The sequence below is a fragment of the Paraburkholderia sp. A3BS-1L genome (assembly GCF_051125215.1).
Classification (GTDB): Bacteria; Pseudomonadota; Gammaproteobacteria; order Burkholderiales; family Burkholderiaceae; genus Paraburkholderia.
Map to the genome: position 1 here is coordinate 3101648 of NZ_CP120442.1, position 23021 is coordinate 3124668.

19 protein-coding genes and 1 riboswitch are annotated in these 23021 nt (G+C 66.8%); of the genes, 4 read left to right on the forward strand and 15 right to left on the reverse strand.

What is annotated here, in order from left to right:
* The first annotated feature begins 91 nt into the window (after positions 1–91).
* Positions 92–835, forward strand: a complete 744-nt coding sequence (locus tag P5W99_RS14225; protein WP_421024973.1) for a DUF969 domain-containing protein — start codon at positions 92–94, stop codon at positions 833–835.
* On the forward strand, positions 832–1785 hold the full coding sequence (locus P5W99_RS14230) for a DUF979 domain-containing protein (protein ID WP_421024974.1): 954 nt from the start codon (positions 832–834) through the stop codon (positions 1783–1785). Before P5W99_RS14225 ends, P5W99_RS14230 begins: the two co-directional genes overlap by 4 nt.
* On the opposite strand, the gene P5W99_RS14235 is transcribed toward P5W99_RS14230, so the two are convergent.
* A complete protein-coding gene (locus tag P5W99_RS14235) occupies positions 1782–2615 on the reverse strand; it encodes a glycosyltransferase family 2 protein (protein WP_421024975.1) in 834 nt (277 codons plus the stop codon). The two genes, P5W99_RS14230 and P5W99_RS14235, sit on opposite strands and share 4 nt — an antisense overlap.
* Positions 2616–2856: 241 nt before the next feature.
* On the opposite strand from P5W99_RS14235, the gene P5W99_RS14240 reads away from it, so the two are divergent.
* Entirely contained in the window at positions 2857–4968 is a 2112-nt protein-coding gene (locus tag P5W99_RS14240) for a tetratricopeptide repeat protein (protein ID WP_421024976.1), read from the forward strand.
* Here the strand turns inward: P5W99_RS14240 and P5W99_RS14245 are convergent.
* The 13 genes from P5W99_RS14245 to P5W99_RS14305 all read right to left on the reverse strand — a co-directional run bounded on the left by P5W99_RS14245 (position 4949) and on the right by P5W99_RS14305 (position 20044).
* Entirely contained in the window at positions 4949–6223 is a 1275-nt protein-coding gene (locus P5W99_RS14245) for a TraB/GumN family protein (RefSeq protein ID WP_421024977.1), read from the reverse strand. The two genes, P5W99_RS14240 and P5W99_RS14245, sit on opposite strands and share 20 nt — an antisense overlap.
* Positions 6201–7226 carry a peptide ABC transporter ATP-binding protein gene (locus P5W99_RS14250; protein WP_421024978.1) on the reverse strand — a complete coding sequence of 342 codons (1026 nt, stop codon included), beginning with the start codon at positions 7224–7226 and terminating at the stop codon, positions 6201–6203. Before P5W99_RS14250 ends, P5W99_RS14245 begins: the two co-directional genes overlap by 23 nt.
* Positions 7223–8233, reverse strand: a complete 1011-nt coding sequence (locus P5W99_RS14255) for an ABC transporter ATP-binding protein (RefSeq protein ID WP_421024979.1) — start codon at positions 8231–8233, stop codon at positions 7223–7225. The genes P5W99_RS14250 and P5W99_RS14255 overlap by 4 nt, the downstream gene beginning before the upstream one ends.
* An 83-nt stretch (positions 8234–8316) precedes the next feature.
* Complete coding sequence (locus P5W99_RS14260; protein ID WP_421025286.1) at positions 8317–9234, reverse strand: ABC transporter permease subunit; 918 nt, start codon at positions 9232–9234, stop codon at positions 8317–8319.
* 54 nt (positions 9235–9288) lie between these two features.
* Positions 9289–10302 carry an ABC transporter permease subunit gene (locus P5W99_RS14265; RefSeq protein ID WP_421024980.1) on the reverse strand — a complete coding sequence of 338 codons (1014 nt, stop codon included), beginning with the start codon at positions 10300–10302 and terminating at the stop codon, positions 9289–9291.
* Between the two features lie 128 nt (positions 10303–10430).
* Positions 10431–12065, reverse strand: a complete 1635-nt coding sequence (locus P5W99_RS14270; protein WP_421024981.1) for an ABC transporter substrate-binding protein — start codon at positions 12063–12065, stop codon at positions 10431–10433.
* A 335-nt stretch (positions 12066–12400) separates the two neighbouring features.
* Complete coding sequence (locus P5W99_RS14275) at positions 12401–14611, reverse strand: tetratricopeptide repeat protein (protein ID WP_434661229.1); 2211 nt, start codon at positions 14609–14611, stop codon at positions 12401–12403.
* 223 nt (positions 14612–14834) lie between these two features.
* Positions 14835–15665, reverse strand: a complete 831-nt coding sequence (metF, locus tag P5W99_RS14280; protein ID WP_421024983.1) for a methylenetetrahydrofolate reductase [NAD(P)H] — start codon at positions 15663–15665, stop codon at positions 14835–14837.
* 53 nt (positions 15666–15718) lie between these two features.
* Positions 15719–16072, reverse strand: coding sequence for a phage holin family protein (locus P5W99_RS14285; RefSeq protein ID WP_421024984.1), 354 nt, complete (start codon positions 16070–16072; stop codon positions 15719–15721).
* 118 nt (positions 16073–16190) lie between these two features.
* On the reverse strand, positions 16191–17609 hold the full coding sequence (gene ahcY, locus P5W99_RS14290) for an adenosylhomocysteinase (RefSeq protein WP_421024985.1): 1419 nt from the start codon (positions 17607–17609) through the stop codon (positions 16191–16193).
* 33 nt (positions 17610–17642) lie between these two features.
* Positions 17643–17751, reverse strand: a riboswitch (S-adenosyl-L-homocysteine riboswitch).
* Positions 17752–17847: 96 nt separating this feature from the next.
* Entirely contained in the window at positions 17848–18618 is a 771-nt protein-coding gene (locus tag P5W99_RS14295) for a glycosyltransferase family 2 protein (RefSeq protein WP_421024986.1), read from the reverse strand.
* Positions 18619–18805: 187 nt separating this feature from the next.
* Positions 18806–19528: an LrgB family protein gene (locus tag P5W99_RS14300; protein ID WP_421024987.1), complete on the reverse strand. Its 723-nt coding sequence runs from the start codon at positions 19526–19528 to the stop codon at positions 18806–18808.
* 60 nt (positions 19529–19588) lie between these two features.
* Complete coding sequence (locus P5W99_RS14305) at positions 19589–20044, reverse strand: CidA/LrgA family protein (RefSeq protein ID WP_434661232.1); 456 nt, start codon at positions 20042–20044, stop codon at positions 19589–19591.
* 141 nt (positions 20045–20185) lie between these two features.
* On the opposite strand from P5W99_RS14305, the gene P5W99_RS14310 reads away from it, so the two are divergent.
* Positions 20186–21136 carry a LysR family transcriptional regulator gene (locus P5W99_RS14310; protein ID WP_421024989.1) on the forward strand — a complete coding sequence of 317 codons (951 nt, stop codon included), beginning with the start codon at positions 20186–20188 and terminating at the stop codon, positions 21134–21136.
* Between the two features lie 120 nt (positions 21137–21256).
* On the opposite strand, the gene P5W99_RS14315 is transcribed toward P5W99_RS14310, so the two are convergent.
* Entirely contained in the window at positions 21257–22999 is a 1743-nt protein-coding gene (locus P5W99_RS14315; RefSeq protein ID WP_421024990.1) for an OmpA family protein, read from the reverse strand.
* Between the last annotated feature and the right edge of the window lie 22 nt (positions 23000–23021).

Sequence of the window (23021 nt, forward strand, 5' to 3'; positions counted from 1 at the left end):
ACGCGTCGCACGGCGTTTCATCACCGCGACTCGCTGCACATGACGCAGCGGGTCGCGGCAATAACGACGCACAAAAACTGGAGACAAAGAGATGCAGAGCACTGTCAATTTATGGCCGCTCATCGGAGTGGCCGTCATCATCGTCGGCTTTGTATTGCGCTTCAATCCGATGCTGATCGTCGCGGCGGCGGCCATCGTCACCGGCTTCGGCGCCGGGTTCCCGCCCGGCAAGATCCTCGCGGCCATCGGCACTGGCTTCATCAAGACCCGCAACCTGCCGCTCATCATCCTGCTGCCGCTCGCCGTGATCGGGCTTTCGGAGCGCCACGGCCTGCGCGAGCGCGCGCAAATCTGGATCGGCAACATCAAGGCCGCGACGGCCGGGCGTCTGTTGATCGTCTACCTGTTCGTGCGCGAGATCACCGCCGCAGTCGGGCTCACGGGGCTCGGCGGGCATCCGCAGATGGTGCGTCCGCTGATCGCGCCGATGGCCGAAGGCGCCTCCGAAAATCGCTTCGGCAAGCTTCCCGACACGGTGCGCTACAAGCTGCGCGCCTGGTCCGCCGCGACCGACAACGTGGGCCTCTTCTTCGGCGAGGACATTTTCGTGGCGTTCGGCGCGATCGTGCTGATGGTCACGCTGCTCAAGGAAGCGGGCGTCGCGGTCGAGCCGATCCACGTCGCGTTCTGGGGCATTCCCACTGCGATCTGCGCGTTCCTGATTCACGGCGCGCGGCTGTGGCTGCTCGACCGCAAGCTCGAGCGCGAGTTGGGCGGCACCCGGCGCGGCGCGCAGCGCGACGCCACGAGCCGGCAGCAAGGAGACGAGGCATGACCATCACCCTCAACTGGCTCTACTGGCTGCTCGGCATTGTGCTGCTGATCGTCGGCGGCATGATCGTGCTCGACCGCGAGCATCCGCGCCGCCTCACCGCAGGCGGCTTCTGGATCCTCTATGCGCTGATCTTTCTCGTCGGCGACCACCTTCCCGCCGAACTCGTGGGCGCGCTCGCACTCGCCATGGCGGTGATCGCCGGCTTCGGCGGCGTGACCGGCGGCAAGCCGAAGGTGCTCCCCCTCGAAACGCGGCTCGCGAGCGCGAAGCGCCTCGGCAACAAGCTCTTCGTGCCCGCGCTCACCATTCCCGCTGTCACCGTCGTGCTCACCTTCGCGGCCAGCCATCTCGTGGTGGGGGCCACGCCGCTCATCGATCCGAAAAACGTCACGCTGATCGGCTTCGGCATTGGCTGCGTGCTCGCGCTCGTGATCGCCTGCATCATCACGCGCGACAGCGTCGGCCAATCGATGCAGGAGACGCGCCGTCTCGTCGACGCGCTCTCGTGGGCCGCCGTGCTGCCGCAAATGCTCGGCATGCTCGGTCTCGTGTTCTCGGACGCGGGCGTGGGCAAGGCGGTCGCGCATGTGACTACGTCGTACATCAACATGGACCTGCGCTTCGTGGCCGTGGCGGTCTACTGCATCGGTATGGCGCTCTTCACCGTGATCATGGGCAACGGCTTCGCGGCATTCCCGGTAATGACGGGCGGCGTGGGCGTGCCCGTGCTGGTGGGCGCCTTCCACGTGAACCCGGCGATGATGGCGGCCATCGGCATGTTCTCGGGCTACTGCGGCACGCTCATGACGCCCATGGCCGCGAACTTCAACATCGTGCCCGCCGCGCTGCTGGAGTTGCCCGACAAGAACGCGGTGATCCGCGTGCAGGTGCCCACGGGGCTCGGCATTCTGGCGGCCAATATCGTGCTGCTGTACGTGCTCGGGTTCTAGGCGGGTCCGGGCGGCGCTTTGCGCAGCGTCTCGACGAACTGCGCAAGGTGCGGGAAATGCCGCGTCACGAGCGCTTCGGGCAGGAGGTACTGCGGAAAGCCCGCCGTGGCGCTGTGCGCGTGAAGGACGTGCAGGCACAAGCCGATGTCGTCGGCAAAGTGCGCGAGGTTCGCGCCGCGTCCGAGCGCGGCATGCAGAAACTCGCCGTCCTCATTGGACGAACCCGACTCGAACGGGCCGGCGGCCCACAGGCGCTTCGTGTAGACGTAGCTGAAGCCGTAGCCGGAATGGTTGTCGGCGAACGCCCGGTGGTCGGCGGGAAAGTTGAGCGCCGTCATCGGTCGCGGGCTCCAGTGAAAATGCAGCCCGTTCTTGTGCAGCAAGTCCCACCAGGCGAGCTGGTCGTACACGCGGCTATACAGAAAGAATGCGCTGAGCTTGACGAAATCGGCGCGGCGCTCGCTCAACTGCGCGCACATGACGCGCAGATAGTCGGGGGCGTAGTATTCGCAGTCATCGAAATGGGCGATGACTTCGGCGCGTGCGAGCGCCACCGCGAGATTGCGCTTGGCACCGACGCTCATGCGCTGCGGCACGTGGCGATACACCACGCGCGCGTCGCCGAGATTCTGCATGAATGCGCTGGGCCGCTCGCTGTCGTCTACCACGATCCATTCGCAGGCCGCCAGATCCTGACGCGCGAACGACTGGTAAGCATGCGGCAGCATGGCCTCGCGCCCCCCGGTGGGCGTGATGACGCTAACGACAGGTGCCATCGGCACACCAGGCTTGCCAGGCGCGTCGGTCCTGGCCTTCGGTGAATTCGTCATGTTGCGCTCCTGGCCAGACAAAAGCTGAAAAGCTGGATGGTAGGGCCGCCTCATGTGAACCGAAATCGAATTCCCACTAAAGCCGTGTTCGCCTCGTGGGCCGCACAGGGTGTTTCGTCACCGGCCGCAGCGCTTTCGGAATTTTCTTATCGAAGCGGCAGGGCCAGATCCCTACTTTGTACGGTTCTCTCCAATTCCAGTCAGATGCGCGCCCATCGCCCGCGCGCCGGATCGGCCTCACATGCCCATGACTTCGAACGCCGACGGTTCCTCCGCTTCCGCTGATTCCTCCCCGCCTGACGAACACGCCGAACATGCCGATTCCGGTGCGCGCCTTGCCGCCGCACTCGCAGCCCACGGCGCGGGGCGTCTTGACGAAGCACAAGCGATCTATCGCGCGCTGGTCGAGCGCGATTCGACCCATGCCGACGCCTTGCATTACTGGGGCGTGGCGCGCCACCAGCTCGGCGACCATCGTGGCGCACTCGCGCTCATGGATCGCGCGCTCGCGCACGCGCCCAACGACGCGGTCTGCTGGAGCAATCGCGGACTCGCCGCGCTCTCGCTCGGCCAGCACGAGGAAGCGGCGCACAACCTGCGCGAGGCGCTGCGCCTCGTACCCGGATTCGCCGATGCGCACAACAACCTCGGGCTCGCGCTGCGCGAAGCGGGCGACCTCGCGGGAGCCGAGCGCCACTGCCGTGCGGCGCTCGCGCTGGCGCCGGAGTCCGTGAACGCGCAGGTGAACCTGGGCAGCGTGCTCGCGAAGCTCGCGCGCGGCGAGGAGGCGCTCGCCTGCTATCGCGAAGCGCTTGCGCTCGCGCCCGCCGACGCCGCCATTCACTTCAACCTCGGCAACGCGCAGCGCGCACTCGGCGACGACGCTGCCGCCATCGTTCACTACCGCCAGGCCGTCGAGCTGGCGCCCGGCTACGCGGCCGCCTGGGTGAATCTCGGCACCACGCTCGGCCAGACCGGCGACTATCGGGCCGCGGAAACGTGCTATCGCAGGGCCGTGGAGCTGGAGCCGAACGCGGCGAATCTCGTGTGCCTCGGCGCTTCGCTGGGCGCGCAAGGGCGCAACGACGAGGAAGCGCCCTACTACCAGCGCGCGATCGAGATCGACCCGCAAAACGCCGACGCGCGCCAGAACCTCGTCTGGCTCAAGCTCAAGCGCGGCGAGTATCGCGAAGGCTGGGCCGAGTATGCTCGGCGCTGGCGCGCCTGCGATTACGCGCCGTTCGACATCGAAGGCATCGCCGAGTGGCAAGGCGAGCCGCTCGACGGCAAGCGCCTCTTGCTCGTGCACGAGCAGGGCTTCGGCGACCAGATCCAGTTCGTGCGCTACGCGAGCGTGCTTGCCGCGCGCGGCGCAAGCGTGGACGTCTGCGTGCCGCAGACCCTGCAGTTGCTCGCGCAGTCGGTGCCGGGCGTGCACCGCGCCTGGACCGGCACGCCCGCAGGCGACTACGACTACTGGCTATACGTGATGAGTGCCCCGTCCGCGTGCGGCACCGAACTCCACACGGTTCCGGCCACGGTGCCCTATCTCTTTGCACGCGACGTCGACATTCAGGCGTGGAAGCCGCGCGTGCAGGCCGCGATGCTCGCGGACCTCGCGCGCCAGGCCGGCAAAGCCCCGCCCCCGGCCCCGCTGGCCGCGCTAGAAGCAGTCGCCAAACCAACCGGTGCGACTAATGCGACCCATGCGACCGGCGCGGCAAGCACGCCCGGCCGCTTGCGCAAGCCCGCTGGCTACCGCAACATCGGCCTCGTCTGGGGCGGCAATCCCGGCTTCTATAACGACCACAACCGCTCGGTGGCGCTGGCGGCATTCCAGCCGCTCTTCACGCTGGAGAAAATCAGCTGGTTCTCGCTGCAAAAGGGCGAAGCGGCCCGCGCGCAGCTTGCGGCGCTGGCCGGCGGCGCACCGGTCCATGACTTCAGCGACGATCTGCGCGACTTCGGAGACACGGCCGCGCTCATCATGAATCTCGATCTCGTGATTGCCGTGGATACCTCGGTCGCGCATCTGGCCGGCGCGCTTGGCAAGCCGGTCTGGATCCTCGTGCCCGCGAACGGCGAATGGCGCTGGCTCGAAAAGCGCGCGGACTCGCCGTGGTACCCCACGGCGCGGCTGTTCCGCCAGCGCGAAGTGGGTAACTGGCAACCGGCGCTCGAAGAACTGCGCGAGGCGCTCGCCGAAAAACCCGGGCGCGTGACAGGCACCAGTGGCGCAAGCGGCAAAAGCGGCGCAAGCAGCGCAGGCGCGCGCAAGTCCGCGCAGAAAGCGCGCAAGGCAACCGGGTTGCCCATCAACGAAGAGCTGGACCTCAGCCCGGATCAACGGTGAAGCCGCGCTGCCGCAGCAACTGGAGCACGCCGTTGCGTCCGCCCAGGTGCAGCGCGCCGACTGCCACGAAGAGCGGCTTGTTGGGCGCGGTATACAGTTGCATGCGCGCGACGAAGCGGCGGTTGCGCTCGTAGACGATGCGGTTATCCACCGACGCCGCCACGCGCGGGTCGTGCGCGAGCTTTTCGGTGTGGGCGGCATCCCAGGCCGCGATTGCGTCGGCGTCGCCGAGGCGCCACAGCCGCAACAGCGTCTGCACGTCTGCGACGTTTTGCGCGGGCGTTTGCGCGAGATCCTGCGCGAGCATCTCGCGCTGCTGCGCAAGCGTGAGGTGAGTGAACGCGCGCATCTGCTCAGCCAGCGTTTCCAGCCCAACCACGCGCCGCCCCTTCAGGCGCAGGTACACGTTCTGCAGCTGCGCCTCGGTACCGTACTCGGTCTGCAAACCCGCGCTCAGCGAATCGTAGGTTTCCACCAGCAGCGAGGCGAGCCACGGCTTCATCTTGCGGATCTCGGCGAGCGCCTCGGGATTGCCGCGCAAGCGCGCCGCGAGCTTCGCCCAGAGCGGATCGGGCAGCAGTTGTTGCAGGCAGGGCTTGCGGCACACGCCATATTTCGAGACGTCGTCCTGCGAGACGAGCAGGTCATCGGGCGAAAGTTCGAGCGCAAGCGTGGGCGAGGCGTTGAGCGCCGCGAGGATCGGCGCACGGAACGGCTGGTTCGGCGGATAGTCGGCGGGGTCGCCCACGTGCAGCGTGCCGAGCAGATAAATGGTGGTGGTGCCGCGCGTGGCGACATAGAACGGCATGCGTGCCGGCTGCGTGCGCACCGGACCGCCCGCCGTCGTACCCGATGCGTAGCTCGGCATGGGCGGCGGCGAGTGGAAGCCCGGCAGGCCGCCGCCCGAAGGCTGGCCTGGCGCGGGAACGGCAGGATGCACGCCGGGGACATTGGCGACGGTGGCGGCCGCATACGCGCTGGGCAGGAACGCGCGCAGCGGCCGGTCGAGCGACGGCCCGAGCGCAACGGCCAGCGCAAGCGCCGTTGCCAGCGCCGCGCGCAGCCATGAGCGCGCCCGCGCGAACGCAGCGGCGAACGCAGCTGCAATTGCTCGCGCAAGCCCCCGTGAAAGCGCGCCGCCCGCCCGCAGGCGGCCCCGGTTTTGCATCGTCGATGCGGCGCGACGGCCGCCCTTTGGCTTGCGGCGCGCAAACCGGCGCGCCGCCGTTACTTCAGGCCGGCATGGGCCGCCCATCTTCTTCCCCCACCTCCTCAGCACGATGGCAGGATACCTGACGCCCATCCACTTCGCGTAAAACCGGCACTTCCTTGCGGCACCGTTCGACCGCATACGGACAACGCTGATGGAAAGTGCAGCCCGAAGGCGGGTTCAGCGGCGAAGGCAGCTCGCCCTCCAGCTTGATCTTCACGCGCCGGTCCGCTTCGAAGATCGCGGGCGTCGCCGAAAGCAGCGAGCGCGTGTACGGATGGCGCGGCCGCCCGATCACCGTGTGCTTGTCGCCAAGCTCGGCCACGCCGCCCAGGTACATCACCATCACGTCGTCGGCGATATGCTCGACCACGGCCAGGTTGTGCGAAATGAACACGTAGCTGGTGCGGAACTGCTCCTGCAGATCCATGAACAGATTGAGGATCTGCGCCTGGATCGACACGTCGAGCGCGGACACCGGCTCGTCGGCCACCACGATCTGCGGGTCGAGGATCATCGCGCGCGCAATGGCGACACGCTGACGCTGGCCGCCCGAGAACATGTGCGGATAGCGCTTCGCATGCTCGGGCCGCAGGCCCACGATGCGCATCATGTGCGCGATGCGGTCGGCGCGCTCGCTCGCCGTGAGCTTGGTGTTGATCGCGAGCGGCTCGCCGAGCGTCTGCTCGACGGTCTTGCGCGGATTGAGCGAGGCGAACGGGTTCTGGAACACCATCTGCACGCGGCGGCGCAGCGCGGCGATCTTCTCGTGGCTCGCGTGCGCGACGTCCTCGCCGTCGATGGTCAGCTTGCCCGAGGTGGGCGGCTCGATCATCGTGAGCTGGCGCGCGAGCGTGGACTTGCCGCAGCCCGACTCGCCCACCACCGCGAGCGTGCGCCCGCGCGTGAGCGAGAACGACACGCCATTGAGCGCCTTCACGGTGCCCGTGCCGAACATGCCGCGCTTCACGCTGTAGTGCTTCTTGAGGTTGTCCGCGACGAGTACTTTGTCATCCTCGCGAGCCGCGGATTGCCGGACTGCGTTCATCGCGCGCCTCCGTTGGATTGAGTCAGGGCCACGTTCAGCGGCTTGATGCAGCGCACCTGCGCGTAGCCGGCGCTCTGGTCGGCGCGATCGGCGACTGGATCGAGCGCCGGCCGCGCCTTCATGCAGCCGTCCACCACGTACTTGCAGCGCGGCGCGAACAGGCATCCGCCCGGCCGGTCGTCGCGGCCGGGCACCATGCCGGGCAGCGCGGCCAGACGCATGGCCCCCTTGTTGTGCTCGGGGATCGCGGCGAGCAGCGCCTCCGTGTACGGATGGTGCGGCTTGGCGAAGATATCGGGCACGCGGTTGGTCTCGATGATCTCGCCCGCGTACATCACGGCCACGCGCTGCGCGACTTCGGAGACCACGGCCAGATCGTGCGAGATCAGCACGAGCGCCATGCCGCGCTCCTTCTGCAACTGCACGAGCAGCGCCATGATCTGCGCCTGGATGGTCACGTCGAGCGCCGTGGTGGGCTCGTCGGCGATCAGGAGCTTCGGGTTGCAGGCCACGGCCATCGCGATCATCACGCGCTGGTTCATGCCGCCCGACATCTGGTGCGGGAAGTTGTCGATGCGGTTCTTCGCGTCGGGAATGCCCACCTGGTCGAGCAATTCCAAGGCGCGCGCATGGAGCGCGGAACCGCGCAGGCCCTCATGCAGCTTGAGCACTTCCTTGATCTGATAGCCGACCGTGTAGCTCGGATTCAGGCTCGTGAGCGCGTCCTGGAACACCATGGCGATGTCCTTGCCCACGATGCGGCGGCGCTCCTTGCCGGTGGCGTTGAGCAGGTCGCGGCCATCGAAGGTGATGGAGTCGGCGCTCACCTTGCCGGGCGCATCGATGAGGCCCATCAGCGCCATCATCGTCACGCTCTTGCCCGAGCCCGATTCGCCGACGATGCCGAGCACTTCGCCCGGCGCCACCGAGAGATTCACGCGGTCGACGGCGGGCAAGCCGTTGAAGTTCACCGCCAGATTGCGGATGTTCAGTAGTTCTTTCGTCATGTCAGTCCTCGCCGGGCCGCCCCAAGAGGACTGACGCCCCCGCGGGGGGCAGCGACTGTAAGGAGCGTGGGGGTCGTTTTCATTCAGGCCATCCGCTTGAGCTTGGGATCGAGTGCATCGCGCAGCCCGTCGCCGAGCAGATTGATCGCGAGCACCGAGATCAGGATGGAAAGGCCGGGCATCGTGACGATCCACCAGGCGCTGTCGATATAGTCGCGCGCCGAAGCGAGCATCGCGCCCCACTCCGCAGCGGGCGGCTGCACGCCGAGGCCGAGAAAGCCCAGCGCCGCAGCATCGAGAATCGCCGAGCTGAAGCCGAGCGTCGCCTGCACGATCAGCGGCGCGGTGCAGTTGGGCAGCACCTGCGAGAACATCAGCCGCAGCGTGCCGGCGCCGGCCACGCGCGAGGCGGTCACGTACTCCTTGTGCAGTTCGCCGAGCGCCGAGCCGCGTGTCAGACGCACATAACCGGGCAGCGCGACGATGGCGATCGCGAACATGGTGTTCGTGAGGCCCGGGCCGATGATCGCGACCACCGCCACCGCGAGCAGCAGCGAAGGCAGCGCGAGCAGCACGTCCATCAGACGCATGATCGGCGTGTCGGCCCACTTCTCGAAGAACGCGGCCACGAGCCCGAGCACGACGCCCGGAATCAGCGCGAGCATCACCGAGACGCAGCCGATCCACAGCGAGAGCCGCGCACCGTACATCAGGCGCGAGAGGATGTCGCGGCCCGCTTCGTCGGTGCCCAGAATGAACTTCCAGTTGCCGCCGTCGAGCCAGGCGGGCGGGATCTTCACGAAATCGCGGTACTGCTCGACGGGGCTGTGCGGCGCGATCAGCGGCGCGAGGACCGCGATGACGATCAGCGCGAGCACGATGATGCCGGCGCCCACGGCGCCCTTGTTGCGCGAGAAGTTCGCCCAGAATTCGCGCAGCACGAGCGCGCGGCCCGAGGGCGGCGTGACGGCGCGGGGCACGCTGTTCTGAATGTCAGCCATCATGCCTCCACGGTTCGATGAATGGATTGAAGGGTTTGCATCGTCATGGCGTGATTACCTCGTATGTCGAATGCGCGGATTGAGCACGCCGTACAGCAAATCGACGAACAGGTTCACGACGATCACGAGCGTCGCGATCATGAGAATGCCGCCCTGCACCACCGGGTAGTCGCGCCGGCTGATCGCGTCGATCAGCCATTTGCCGATGCCGGGCCACGAGAACAGCGTCTCGGTGAGCACCGCCCCGGCCAGCAGCGTGCCGACCTGCAAACCGATCACGGTCACCACGGGAATCAGCGCGTTGCGCAGCGCGTGCACGACGATCACGCGCACGGGCGAGAGGCCCTTGGCGCGCGCGGTGCGGATGTAGTCCTCGCGCAGCACTTCGAGCATGGACGAGCGCGTCATGCGCGCGACCACGGCCAGCGGAATCGTGCCGAGCACGATGGCGGGCAGGATCAGATGCGAGAGCACCGACTTGAACGCGCCTTCGTCGGTGCCTGGCAGCAGCGAATCGATCAGCATGAAGCCGGTGACGTGCGGAATGTCGTATTCGACGGCGATGCGTCCCGACACCGGCGTCCAGCCGAGCTTCGACGAAAACACCATGATGAGAATGAGGCCCCACCAGAAGATCGGCATCGAATAGCCGGTGAGCGCGGTGCCCATCACGCCGTGATCAACGACGGTGCCGCGCCTCAGGGCCGCGAACACGCCGGCGGGCAGGCCCATGGCGAGCGCGAAGATGAGCGCGCACAGCGAAAGTTCGACGGTGGCCGGAAAGCGCGCGAGGAACTCGCCCATCACACTGGTGTTGGTGATGATCGACGTGCCGAGGTTGCCGTGCAGCGCGCGCCACACATAGTGCACGTACTGCATCGGCAGCGGCTCGTCGAGCCCGAGGCGGTGCATGGCCTCGGCGTGCATTTGGGGATCGACGCCGCGCTCGCCCATCATCACTTCGATGGGGTCGCCCGGAATCAGGTGGATGAGCGCGAACGCAAGCAGCGTAATACCGATGAAGGTGGGTATCACCATGCCGATGCGGCGCAATACGAAGCGGAACATGTGACGTTCCCCCTTAAAGCCTGAAATGAAACGCAACCGGCGACAGGGGCTCGTGACCCCGGTCGCCGGACCATTTTCGCGGGCCTTCCGTGTGTGTGAAGGCTGCGCGAAAAACTACCCGATAGACGTTACTGCATGCCGACGCCGTCGAAGCGCGCATAGCCGAGCGGCTCGATGCGCATGTCGGTCACCTTCTTGCTGACCGGCTGATAGACGGTCGAGTGGGCGATCGGCGAGAACGGCAGTTGCTGCGCGAAGATCTGCTGCGCCTGAATGTAGAGATTCGTGCGCACCGCCTGCGCCGAGCTCTGGCGGCCCTTCTGGACCAGCTCGTCGAACGGCTTGTAGCACCACTTGCTGAAGTTGTTGCCGTTCACGGCCTCGCAGCCGAGCAGCGTGCCGAGCCAGTTGTCGGGGTCGCCGTTGTCGCCCGTCCAGCCGATCAGCATCGAGTCGTCCTCGCCCGCGTGCGCGCGCTTGATGTACTCGCCCCACTCGTACGTGACGATCTTCGCCTTCACGCCGATCTTGGCCCAGTCGGCCTGGATCATCTCGGCCATCAGGCGTGCATTCGGGTTGTAGGCGCGCTGCACGGGCATGGCCCAGAGCGTCATCTCGAAGCCGTTGGACAAGCCGGCCTTCGCGAGCAGCGCCTTGGCCTTCGCCGGATCGTACGGCTGCGCCTTCAGCGTCTTGTCGTAGGACCATTGCGTGGGCGGCATCGGGTTGGTCGCGGCCTGGCCCGCGCCTTGATACACCGACTCGATGATCGCCTTCTTGTTGATCGCCATGTCGAGCGCCTGACGCACTTCGAGCTTGTCCATCGGCTTGTGCTCGACGTTGTACGACAGGTAGCCGAGGTTGAAGCCCGGCTGCGAAGGCATCGCGATGTTCGGGTCGGCCTTCAGCGGCGCGATGTCGGCGGGACGCGGATAGCTCATCACCTGGCATTCGTCGCGCTTCAACTTCTGCACGCGCACGCTCGCATCGGGCGTGATCGAGAAGATCAGCTTCGAGAGCTTCACCGCGCCCGGCTTCCAATAGTCAGGATTGCCATCGAAACGGATGGTCGCGTCCTTCGTATAGCTCTTGAAGATGAACGGCCCCGTGCCGACCGGGTACTGATTGATGTCGGCGGCCTTGCCGGCCTTCATCAGTTGATCCGCGTATTCAGCCGAGAGAATCGAGGCGAACTCCATCGCCATGTTCTGGATGAACGGCGCGTTCGGTTCGTTGAGCGTGAACTTCACCGTGTACGGGTCGACCTTCTCGACCTTCGCGATGAGTTTATCCAGGCCCATGTCGGTGAAGTACGGGAACGACACCGGGTACGCCTTGCGGAACGCGTTGTTCGTGTTGAGCATGCGGTCGAACGTGAACACGACGTCGTCGGCGTTGAATTCGCGCGTGGGCTTGAAGTACGCCGTGGTCTGGAACTTCACGCCATGGCGCAGATGGAACGTGTAGGTCTTGCCATCAGGGGAAACATCCCACGATTGTGCGAGACCCGGTTCGACCTTGGTGCCGCCGCGCTCGAACTCGACGAGGCGGTTGTAGACGGTGAACGTGGCCGCGGTGAAGTCGACGCCCGTCGTGTATTGGGCGGAGTCGAAGCCAGCGGGGCTGCCTTCCGAGCAGTACACGAGCGTCTTGTTCGGGATGCTGCCCGCGGCGTGCGCGACGGTGGCCCCCGCAATCGATGCCGCTGCGAGCGCCACGAGCGACGTCATTCGCGCGGCACGCAACAGATTGTTTTCTTTCATGTTTCCTCCAGTTCGGTGCCGGCCTGAGCCAGCGTAGCGCGATCTTACTTGAGCACCGCCTGCGCTCACAAGCCGGCCAAAATGACCATCACGCAGGAAATGCCTGGTTGACAGGCTTGCTGCGGGCGGCTTCCCGGGCAATCCGCAGGCCGTGGCCGCTCATGTTCTTCTCATCTCCCGCTTGTGTCCCGCCTGTGTCCCACTTGTGCCCGCGCCGGTCCGCTGAAGCACGATAGCGCGCCGTCATTTCGCTTGCAGTTTCCCTGGCCGCCGGCGCGGATGCTGGCGCTGGCGCGCTGTCCAGGTTCGGCTTCGACTGGCTTTCGGCGGCAGTATCAACCGTCGTTCACCGCCTGCGCGCGAGCGCACCAGTCGCGCCACATGAGGCGGTACGCGGCTTCCATGTTGCGCGCGAAGCGTTCTCCGTCCATCAGCGGCGAGGCCGCCATGCGCGGGCGCAGGCTCGCGCGCAGCGCGGCGAGGCGTGCCGGATCGCGCGCGAGCGCGACCACGAGTTCGACATAGGCGGCATCGGTATGCGCGGCCAACTGCGCCAGCCCCAGGTTGGCGAGCAGCGAAAGGCCCGCGCGGGCCGCCGCCGAGCGGCCCACGCGCGTGGGCACGGGCACGCCCATCCAGAGCGCATCGAGGCTCGTGGTATGGCCGTTGTAGGGAAACGTGTCGAGCGCGAGATCGACTTGCGCCCAGGTGAGCAGATAGTCCTCACGCGGCTGAAAGCCCACGAAGCGCACGCGCGCCGCATCGACGCCATGGGCCGCGAGGCGCGCCAGGAGCCGCTCGCGCGCGGCGCCGGGCGGCGCCATCAGCACGAGCCGCGCCGTGGGCAGCGCCGCGAACACGCCCGACCAGAGCGCGAAGGTGGCGTCGGTGAGCTTGCAGGGGGTGTTCAGGCAGCCGAACGTGATGGCGCCGTCGTGCCCCTTGGCCAGCATCGGCAAGCCATTGACCTCGATGCCGGGCGCGAGCGCGTCGTAGCACCAGAACGAGTCGGGCAGGCGCAGCGAGCGCTCGGTGTACTGATCGTCCACGCCCGGCGCACCGGGCGGGTCGAGCCACGGATCGGTGAGCCGCCAGCCGATGGCCGCGCTGCCCGTGGTGCCCGGGTAAGCGAGCCACGCCACCTGCACCGGCGCGGGCCGCCGCGCGAACATGAGACGGCGCGCGCCGTTCATGTGCATCGTCAGGTCCACGAGGATGTCGATGCGATCGTCGTGAATCTGCTGCGCGAGCCGCGCATTGTCGAGCTCGCGCACGTCGCGCCAGCGATCTGCGTGGGCGGCGAGGCGCGCCGTCACCTCGTCGGGTTGCGTGACGCTCGAATAGCAGACGATCTCGAACGCCGCGTGATCGTGATGCTGGAACAGCGGCGTCGTGAACAGCATCTGGCAGTGGTTGCGAAAGTCCGGCGAGACATAGCCGATGCGCAGCCGCCGTCCCGCATCGGGCGTGGTCGCATGCGCAACTGGTTGCGCGAGCAAGGCCGCTTCGTGCTGCCGCGAGAGCTGCTCGGCAGCGGCGCGGATCGCGCGGCCGTCCTCGGTCGCGAACATCAGCCCATAGACGGCGTTGCTGTGCGCGCCGATGTTGCCGGGCTCGCGTGCGAGCGCTTCGCGATAGCACGCGAGCGCCGCCTCGATCGCGCCCGCGTACTTGTGCGCGTTGCCCAGATTGCTCCACGCGTTGGCGAAAGCCGGCTTCAGTTCGAGGGCGCGCGTGAAGCACGCATGTGCGTCGTCGATGCGCGAAAGATCCACGAACACATTGCCGAGGTTGTTCCACGCCGACGCGTCGTCGGGCGCGAGTTCGAGCGCGCGCTCCAATACCACCTGGGCCTCGGCCTCGCGGCCGCAGGCCCGCAGCAGGCAGCCGAGATTCGTGAGCACATTGGACGATTCGGGCGTGAGCGTGCGGGCGTGCTCGAGCACTGCCTGCGCCTCGCCCGTGCGCCTGAGCGCGATCAGGACGTTTGCGAGATTGTTCCACGCGTTCACGGACCCCGGGTCCAGCGCGACCGCGCGGCGCAGCGGCGCCTCCGCGCGTGCTGCTTCGCCGCTCGCCAACAGGGTGCTGCCGTAGTTGTAGTGCGCCCCTGCGTTGTCGGGAGCGAGCGCGAGTGCACGCTCGAAGGCTGCGAGCGCGCGCGGGAAGTCGCCCTGGCTCACATGGAGGTTCGCGAGGTTGTTCAGCGCGATCGAAAAATCGGGCTTGAGCGCGAGCGCGCGTTCGAGCGCCGCGAATGCGCCTTGCGCTTCGGTGGCCGCGTCATGGGTGAGCCCGAGGCTCACGAGAAAGTAGGGGTCTTCGCGCACCGCGAGCGCGCGCTCGATCAGCGCGCGCGCCGCGAGCCGGTCGCGCGCCGTTTCGAGGATGCCGGCGAGATGCAAGGCGTCGCCATCGCGCGCATTGGCCGCGATCAGCCGCCCGCAGCGCGCGCGTGCCTCGTCCAGCGCGCCGGCACGCCACGCGGCGAGCGCATCGGCGAAAGTGCCGGCTTGCGAAGGGGTTTCGGGAATGGAAGTCGTCATGCGCAAAGGCCTGCCGCGCACGACGCATGCCATGGCGTGATCACGCGGGTAAAAACCCTCGATTATCGGCACCGCGCCATCCACGGCCTTTGACGCAGATCACGAGCGCTAGCCGGCACGGCTGCACATAAAAAAACCGCGCAGCACCCGGTAAAGGATGCCGCGCGGTTTGCATGGCGCCGCACGCAGGCGGCAGGCCAGAACTGAAGGACGCCTCATGCGCTCACAAATCGAGCCGTTCGCAGATCGCCTTGGTCGCGCCCGCCGCATTGAGCGTGTAGAAGTGCAGCCCCGGCGCGCCGCCTTCGACCAGACGACGGCACAGGTCCGTCACCACGTCGAGGCCGAACGCGCGGATCGACTCGCGGTCGTCGCCGAAACTCTCGAGGCGACGCGCCACCCAGCGCGGCACTTCCGCGCCGCACATTTCCGAGAAGCGCATGAGCTGCGTGTAGTTCGTGATCGGCATGATGCCGGGCACGATGGGCACGTCCACGCCGAGCTTCTTCGCGTCTTCCACGAAGCGGAAGTACGCGTCGCCGTTGAAGAAGTACTGCGTGATGGCCGAGTCCGCGCCGGCCTTCACCTTCTTCGCGAACGCCTCGAGGTCGTGGCGCGGCGAGCGCGACTGCGGGTGGTACTCGGGATAGCCGGCCACTTCGATGTGAAACGCGTCGCCGGTTTCCTCGCGGATGAACGCCACGAGCTCCGACGCATAGCGCAGCTCGCCCACTGCGCCCATGCCCGAAGGCAGGTCGCCGCGCAGCGCCACGATGTGGCGGATGCCGTGCGAGCGGTACTGGCGCAGGATCTCGCGCAGGCTGTCCTTCGACGAGCCGATGCACGAAAGGTGCGGTGCCGCATCGACGCCTTCCTTGGCGATCTCGACGATGGTGTCGAGCGTGCCTTGCTGCGTGGAGCCGCCCGCGCCGAAGGTGACCGAGACGAAGCGCGGCTTGAGCGTGAGCAGTTGCGCGCGCGTGGCGCGCAGCTTTTCGATGCCGTCCGGGGTCTTCGGCGGAAAAAATTCGAATGAGAGTTCGATCGGTTTCATGATCGCTTGGGTGTTAAGCGAGCCGCAGCGCGAGGCTGCGGCCCGTGCATGCATCAGCCGAGGCTGCGGTTGCCGAAAATCAGCGCCGAGAGCAGCCAGGAGACGATGCTGTAGAGGATCGAGCCGAAGAACGCCGACCAGAAGCCCGACACCTCGAAGCCCTTGAGCAGCGACGCCGCGAGCCAGAAGCACAGCGCATTCACCACGAGAATGAACAGGCCGAGCGTGAGGACGGTCACGGGCAGCGTGAGGATGATGAGCACCGGACGCAGGATAGCGTTGATGAGGCCGAGCACGAGCGCGATGATCAGCGCGGTGCCGAAGCTGCGCACGTGGATCGACGGAACGAGCCAGGTGATGATCAGGAGCGCGAGCGCGTTGATCACCCAGGTCAGCAGCACGGTCATGGGAACTCCTTTTGCGTCGTTGTGATGTGTGCCGCCCGTGGCATGGCGCACGGGCGTTGACACAGCTTCGATCGGGGCGCTTAAAGCGGGCTTAAAGCCACAACCCGCTTTGTATCGCTTAGTAACGATAGTGGTTCGGCTTGAACGGACCGTTCTTGTCGACACCGATATACGCGGCCTGATCGTCGGACAGCACGGAGAGGTTCGCGCCGATGCGCGCGAGGTGCAGGCGCGCGACCTTTTCGTCGAGGTGCTTGGGCAGCACATAAACCTTGTTCTCGTACTTCTCGCCCTGCGTGAACAGTTCGATCTGCGCGAGCGTCTGGTTCGTGAACGAGTTCGACATCACGAACGACGGGTGGCCCGTGGCGCAGCCGAGGTTCACGAGGCGGCCTTCGGCCAGCAGGATCACGCGCTTGCCGTCCGGGAAGATGATGTGGTCGACCTGCGGCTTGATGTTGTCCCACTGGTACTGGCGCGTGGAAGCGACATCGATTTCCGAGTCGAAGTGACCGATATTGCAGACGATCGCGTTGTGGCGCATCGCCTTCATGTGGTCATGGCCGATCACATGGTAGTTGCCGGTGGCCGTCACGAAGATGTCGGCCTTGTCGGCGGCGTATTCCATCGTCACGACGCGGTAGCCTTCCATCGCCGCCTGCAGTGCGCAGATCGGATCGATTTCCGTGACCCACACCGTGGCGCCCAGGCCGCGCAGCGATTGCGCGCAGCCCTTGCCCACGTCGCCGTAGCCGGCCACGACCGCGATCTTGCCCGCGATCATCACGTCGGTGGCGCGCTTGATGCCATCCACGAGCGACTCGCGGCAGCCGTACAGGTTGTCGAACTTCGACTTGGTGACCGAGTCGTTCACGTTGATCGCCGGGAACGGCAGACGGCCTTCCTTCTCCATCTGGTACAGGCGGTGCACGCCGGTCGTGGTTTCTTCGGTCACGCCCTTGATCTGCGAAAGGCGCTTCGAGTACCACGTCGGGTCGATGTCGAGGTGCGCGGCGATCGACTTGTAGAGCGCCACTTCCTCTTCATTGGTGGGCTTGGCGATGACCGAGCGGTCCTTTTCAGCCTTGGAGCCGAGGATCAGCAGCAGCGTGGCGTCGCCGCCGTCGTCGAGGATCATGTTGGCGAACTCGCCGTTCGGCCATTCGAAAATGCGGTGCGAGAACTCCCAGTATTCGTCGAGCGATTCGCCCTTGAACGCGAACACGGGCGTGCCGCCGTTGGCGATGGCGGCGGCGGCGTGGTCCTGGGTCGAGAAGATGTTGCACGAGGCCCAGCGCACTTCGGCGCCGAGCGCCTTCAGGGTCTCGATCAGCACGCCGGTCTGGATCGTCATGTGCAGCGAACCGGCGATGCGCGCGCCCTTGAGCGGCTGCTGCGCCTTGTACTCTTCGCGGATTTGCACGAGACCGGGCATTTCGGTTTCGGCGATGTCGAGTTCCTTGCGGCCCCAGCCGGCAAGCGCCATATCGGCGACGACGAAATCGTTGGCTTGATTGTGCGGAACTGCGGCGTTCATCACGCCCTCCTTTCTAAAAGTGACTAGAAATTAAAGACGTGAGCGCCGTTTTCAGTGCGATTGCTCCTCGAGGAGCCAACCGGATTGAGCACCTTCGAGCCTGGCGGATCACAGAAAATCCGTCGCAACGCTCCTCGAAGGCGAGGCGTGATTGTAGCAAAACGAGACGGCCAATTGGATGGCTCGCGCGTGACCAGGCGTTTAGCACCCCAGCACGCCGCGCGTGGAATCAGCGGATTCAGCCAGCGGAGTGGGCGAGATCCAGTGCGCGCATCTGCCGGACGCTCGCGAGCGCCGCGTCGAGAAAGGCCTGCGAGCAGCGCACCGTTTCGGCTGTCGCGGCCGGGGCCGCCTGGGCGAAGCCCATCTGGATGTTCAGGAAGCGCTCCGCATGAATGCCGTCGTGGTAATGCATGCGCACCTGCTTGTGGCCCGTGAAGCGGCGCTGCCCGAAAATCTCGCGAAGCGCCCACGAGAACGCGCCGTCTTCGCCGCCGTGCCGGCGGAAGAACTCGTCCATCGGGAAGCCGCCCAGCGCGAGAAAGGCGCTGCGGCGGATCACGAGGCTGCTCGGCACCGTGTTGCTGAGCACGTCCGCGTACTTCTCGAAGTCCGGATGGGTCGTCAGCCGCGCGGGAAAGCCCACATAGTCGATGTCGAGCCGGATCGCCGCTTCGCGCGGATGCTGCTCCAGATGCGCATGGGCGGCGGCGAGCGCGCCGGGCAGGTATTCGTCGTCGGCGTCGAGAAACGCGAGGAGCGGCGTGGCCGTGTGCAGCGCCGCCCAGTTGCGCGCACGCGCCGCGCCGCCGTTGCTCGCCGTCTGCAGTAGGTGCACGCGCGGGTCGCGCAGGGCATGCGCGCGGGCGATGGAGGCGGAAGCGTCGGTCGAGCCGTCGTCGACGACGAAAATATGAGTGGCCTCCGGTTGCTCGCGGCAGCTCTCGAGCGCGCGCGCCAGCGTGGCGGCGCCGTCGAAGCACGGGATGATGATCGAAATCGGGGACATGGGCGGCGGCGGCTTTAGGCTATCGGCTTTAGGCGGCAATGAGCCGCATGATCCGCGGCGATTCGCAGCAATTTACGGCAATACCCCGGATCATAGGCGGGTCGCGAAATCGCGAATGCTGGGCGGCCGCCACGCCGCGGTCCGCCCAGGTCCCTCTCCCCCCTGCACCGGGGAAAAGGCGGCGCGCCTAAACCGGCAGGAAGCCGAGCGCCGGCGCGAGCAGCACCATCACCACGCCCGCGATCATCATCGTAAGGCTCGACACCACGCCTTCCTCGCTGCCCAGTTCGCGCGCCTTCGCGGTGCCCACGCCGTGCGCCGCCGCGCCGAACAGTGCGCCGCGCGCGAGCCGCGTGCGCAGCGGCACGAGGCCGAGCACCAGTTCGCCGAACAACATCCCGCACACGCCGGTTGCGATCACGAAGAGCGCGGTGAGGTCGCGCGGCGCGTGAATCTTGTCGGAGACCGCGAGCGCGAACGGCGTGGAAACCGAGCGCGTCATCAGGCTGCGCTGCAATTCGGGCGACAGGTGCAGCAGCTTGGCGAGCGCGAGCGAGCCGCCCACGCCCACTGCGATGCCCACCGTCACGCCCACGGCCAGCGAGATCCAGTGACGCTTGAGCAGAGCGCGGTATTCGTGGATCGGCACGGCGAACGCCACGGTGGCCGGGCCGAGCAGCCACATGAGCCAGCGCGTGTCCTGGAAGTAGACCGGATACGGAATATGGAGCAGCAGCACGATCGCCGCGAGCACGGCCGGCACCGCGACGACCGGCGTGAGCCACGGCGTGCGAAAGCGCGCGTACAGCGCCTTCGAGGCGAAATAGAGCACGACCGTGACGATGAAGCAGCCGGCGGCGATCAGCCGCGAGGCATCGTCGGCGAACAGGGATGTGTAGAACTGGGTCATGACGGGGTCATCCTTGCTGGTGGGACATCAAGACGCTCATGCAGACGCCTGTGCGGACGCTCAGGCCGCGTGCCGGGTCTGGCGCGCGTGATGCACGCGGCGCAGCGCGAGGCGGCGCTCCAGCCGCGCGGCCTGTTCCACCGCGAAAGCCACGGCCACCATCACCATCAGCGTGCCGCCGATCACCACGAGCGCGAGGCGCCAGCCGTCGGCGCGAAAGAGGCCGCCGTATTGCACCGCCGCCACGGCGGCGGGGATGAAGAACAGCAGCATGTCCGAGAGCAGCCAGTCCGCGCCCGCCTTCACCCAGCGCGGCGTCACGCCGCCGCAAAAGAGCAGCGCGAGCAGCAGCACCAGACCCACCACCCCGCCCGGCACGGGCAAGTGCGCCGCGCGCACGAGCGCATCGGCGGCGACCCAGACCCCGCAGAGCAGCGCCGCCTGCGCAGCAATCCGGCCGGTACGTACGAGTCCGCCCGTCGGCGCGGTCCGTGCAGAAGTGTTCGGTGCGATCATGGCAAACCCTAAGTGACAGTGCAATGGAAGTCAGTATATGACTCTCAACCGCATAAATAAAATGACTTAACATTATTGAATACATTCCATAATGGAATGCGATACGCTGACGTGCACCGGCAGACATGAGGAGGCAAGACCATGGAATTGCGCGCGCTTCGTTATTTCATCGAAGTCGTGCGGCAGCAGAGCTTCACGATCGCCGCCGAACAATTGCACGTGACCCAGCCCACCATCAGCAAGATGGTGAAGACGCTGGAGGACGAGACCGGCACCCCGCTGCTGCTGCGCGACGCGCGCCAGATGGTGCTCACCGACGCCGGACGCATCGTCTATCAGCGCGGCCAGGACGTGCTCGCCGCGCAAGCGCGCCTGCAAGCCGAACTCGCCGATCTGGGCACGCTCGGGCGCGGCGAACTCACCATCGGCATTCCGCCGATGGGCGGGTCGCTGTTCACGCCCGCCATTGCCGCGTTCCGCCAGCGTTATCCGAAGATCGAACTCAAGCTGTTCGAACAAGGCTCGCGCGCAATCGAGGCCGCGCTCATCTCGGGGGAGCTCGAACTGGGGGGTGTGCTGCTGCCGGTCGACCCCGACCAGATCGACGTGCTGCCGATGTCGCACGAACTCCTGTGGCTGGTCGCGCCGCGCGGCTCGCGCTGGGACGGCGCGCCGGGCGTGCCGCTCGCCGACCTCGCCCGCGAGCCGTTCGTGTTCTACGGCGAGAGCCTCGCGCTGAACGATGTCGTGCTCGCCGCCTGCCGCACGGCGGGCTTCACGCCGCAAATCGTGGGCCGCAGCGGCCACTGGGACCTGATGGCGGCGCTCGTGCTCGCCGGCGTGGGCATCGCGCTGCTGCCTGCGCCTTATGTGCGCCGCCTCGACGCGGCGCGCTTCACCTGCCTGCCCGTCACCGACCCGCAGATCGCATGGGACATGGCCATCGGCTGGAAGCGCAACGGCTATCTTTCGCATGCCGCGCGCGCGTGGCTGGGCGTTGCGCGCGAGGAATACGGCAAGCCATCGACGTTCCTCGACGACTTCGTGCGTCCGCCCGGCCTGGAAAAACCCGCCGACGAGGCACGCCCGTGAAAAAGAGCCATCCGGCTCGCGCCGGATGGCTCTTTACGCGTTTTCTTATGGGTGGTCTCCCCGCACTGCGCGCCGCGTAACGCGCTTTGCGCTTACTGCGTGCTGCTTACGCCTTACCGCCTACTGCTGTGCCACGAACTCGATGCGGCGGTTGCGAAAACGTCCGCTCTCGGTGTCGTTGCTGTCGATGGGATGGGCCTCGCCGTAACCCTCGGCCGTGAGCGTCGAGGCATTCACGCCTTGCGCGACCAGCCAGGTGCGCACGGCCTGCGCGCGCCGTTTGGAGAGCGCGAGATTGCCCGCCTTGTCGCCGACGTTATCCGAATAGCCCGCCACTTCGAGCTTGACCGGCTTGCCTTCCTTCGCGCATGCGTTGAGCACCTTGGCCGACTGGCGCAGATCCTCGCCAGCCGTTGCCGGGATGATCGTGCTGCCGGTTGCGAAGTTCACCACTTGCAGGTTGAGCACCTTCACGACGTCGGCCGAAGCACACGAGGCATCCGGACCGAACAGCCCCTTCACCGCGTCGCGGAATGACTGCGTGGCGTCGGCCACGGCCTTCTGCACGTTGAACACGCCGATGTCGAAGCCGGTGCCGAACAGCGCCTTGAGCTTGTCGAGCCAGCCCAGTTTGGCGTCCGCCGCCGCGCCGCTCAGCTCGACGTGCGAGCCGTCGATCTTCACTTCGGCGCCGGGCAGCGCGAACAGCGGCAGCAGGCCGTCGAGATGCGCAAGCCACGCGGCAGGCTTCGTTGCGGCATCGACGGTCACGTTGGCGTTGAACTTGCCTTCGCCGAGCTGCTTCGTGAGCGCGTCGATGAGCTGGGTTTTCTCTTCCTGCGTGCCCACGGTCGCGGTGATGGTCGGCACGCCGGCCTTGTCGACCGTGAACGAGAGGTGCGAATCCTGCGTGGGCGCAGGGGCGGCCTCGCTCGCCGACGAAGTTGCCCCGGCAGCGGCCGCGGCGGCATCCGATGCCTGCGAAGCCGCACCCGTCACGACAGCGGCGCTCGCGTCCGATGCGGCTTCCGCCGCCGGCGCGACGTCCGAAGCGGCCTGGGTCGCTCCGGTCTGGGTGGTGTCCTCGGCGTTGTCGCGCTGGCACGAGCGCAGCGCGAAGAACGCGATGATCACGGCGATCGCGGCCAACAGCCACCACAGCCACGAATGTCCGCGCGCGCCGGGCTTGGCCTGCGGCTCGGGGTGCACGACCGTCTGCGGCGGCACGGCAGCCGGAACCGGCCGCACGACCGGCTCCGGATGGCTCAGGTGCGCCGAAACGTCTTTCAGACGCGCGATGATCGAATCCGCGAAGGCCGCCGCCGAGCCGAGGCCCACGGCTTGCGCGAGACGGTCGGTGAGGCTCGCGTTGACCGACGAGAGTTGATGGCCGAGCAGCGTGGGCAATTGTCCGACCACGCCCTGCGAGGCCGTGAAGTGATGCTTCAGAATGCCCATGATCGCCGCGCCGACCACGCCGGTCAGCGAGAAGACCGTCGACTGCGCCGCGCCGGTTTGCACGGCCACGGCGTCGGCGAGCGCGCCGACATTGACGCCCGCGGCCTTCTGGATCAGCTCGCGGCCCGCGGTTTCGAGCAGGCTCACGCCCGAGGTGCTCGCGAGCAGGTCGGGCAGTTGCTTGCCGATCTGCGCGTTGACGTCCGGCGACATGATGGTGGAAAAGAGGCCGCGCGCGCCTTCGGCCGTGCTGCCGCGCTGCATGATCGCGGCGACGATGGCCGGAGCGGCGGCGCTCGCAACCTTGCGCGTGAGATCGGGCGCGAGGCCGAAGCGGCCAGCGAGTGTGCGCACGACATCGTCGCTCAGAACCGTTTCCAGCAGTTGAAAGACGTTGATGCTCATCGAGGCGGGTTCTCCAGTTCGC

Coding starts and splice junctions, on each gene's coding strand:
- P5W99_RS14225 (WP_421024973.1), top strand. CDS start 92: ATGCAGAGCACTGTCAATTTATGGCCGCTCATCGGAGTGGCCGTCATC.
- P5W99_RS14230 (WP_421024974.1), top strand. CDS start 832: ATGACCATCACCCTCAACTGGCTCTACTGGCTGCTCGGCATTGTGCTG.
- P5W99_RS14235 (WP_421024975.1), bottom strand. CDS start 2,615: ATGACGAATTCACCGAAGGCCAGGACCGACGCGCCTGGCAAGCCTGGT.
- P5W99_RS14240 (WP_421024976.1), top strand. CDS start 2,857: ATGCCCATGACTTCGAACGCCGACGGTTCCTCCGCTTCCGCTGATTCC.
- P5W99_RS14245 (WP_421024977.1), bottom strand. CDS start 6,223: ATGGGCGGCCCATGCCGGCCTGAAGTAACGGCGGCGCGCCGGTTTGCG.
- P5W99_RS14250 (WP_421024978.1), bottom strand. CDS start 7,226: ATGAACGCAGTCCGGCAATCCGCGGCTCGCGAGGATGACAAAGTACTC.
- P5W99_RS14255 (WP_421024979.1), bottom strand. CDS start 8,233: ATGACGAAAGAACTACTGAACATCCGCAATCTGGCGGTGAACTTCAAC.
- P5W99_RS14260 (WP_421025286.1), bottom strand. CDS start 9,234: ATGGCTGACATTCAGAACAGCGTGCCCCGCGCCGTCACGCCGCCCTCG.
- P5W99_RS14265 (WP_421024980.1), bottom strand. CDS start 10,302: ATGTTCCGCTTCGTATTGCGCCGCATCGGCATGGTGATACCCACCTTC.
- P5W99_RS14270 (WP_421024981.1), bottom strand. CDS start 12,065: ATGAAAGAAAACAATCTGTTGCGTGCCGCGCGAATGACGTCGCTCGTG.
- P5W99_RS14275 (WP_434661229.1), bottom strand. CDS start 14,611: ATGACGACTTCCATTCCCGAAACCCCTTCGCAAGCCGGCACTTTCGCC.
- metF (WP_421024983.1), bottom strand. CDS start 15,665: ATGAAACCGATCGAACTCTCATTCGAATTTTTTCCGCCGAAGACCCCG.
- P5W99_RS14285 (WP_421024984.1), bottom strand. CDS start 16,072: ATGACCGTGCTGCTGACCTGGGTGATCAACGCGCTCGCGCTCCTGATC.
- ahcY (WP_421024985.1), bottom strand. CDS start 17,609: ATGAACGCCGCAGTTCCGCACAATCAAGCCAACGATTTCGTCGTCGCC.
- P5W99_RS14295 (WP_421024986.1), bottom strand. CDS start 18,618: ATGTCCCCGATTTCGATCATCATCCCGTGCTTCGACGGCGCCGCCACG.
- P5W99_RS14300 (WP_421024987.1), bottom strand. CDS start 19,528: ATGACCCAGTTCTACACATCCCTGTTCGCCGACGATGCCTCGCGGCTG.
- P5W99_RS14305 (WP_434661232.1), bottom strand. CDS start 20,044: ATGATCGCACCGAACACTTCTGCACGGACCGCGCCGACGGGCGGACTC.
- P5W99_RS14310 (WP_421024989.1), top strand. CDS start 20,186: ATGGAATTGCGCGCGCTTCGTTATTTCATCGAAGTCGTGCGGCAGCAG.
- P5W99_RS14315 (WP_421024990.1), bottom strand. CDS start 22,999: ATGAGCATCAACGTCTTTCAACTGCTGGAAACGGTTCTGAGCGACGAT.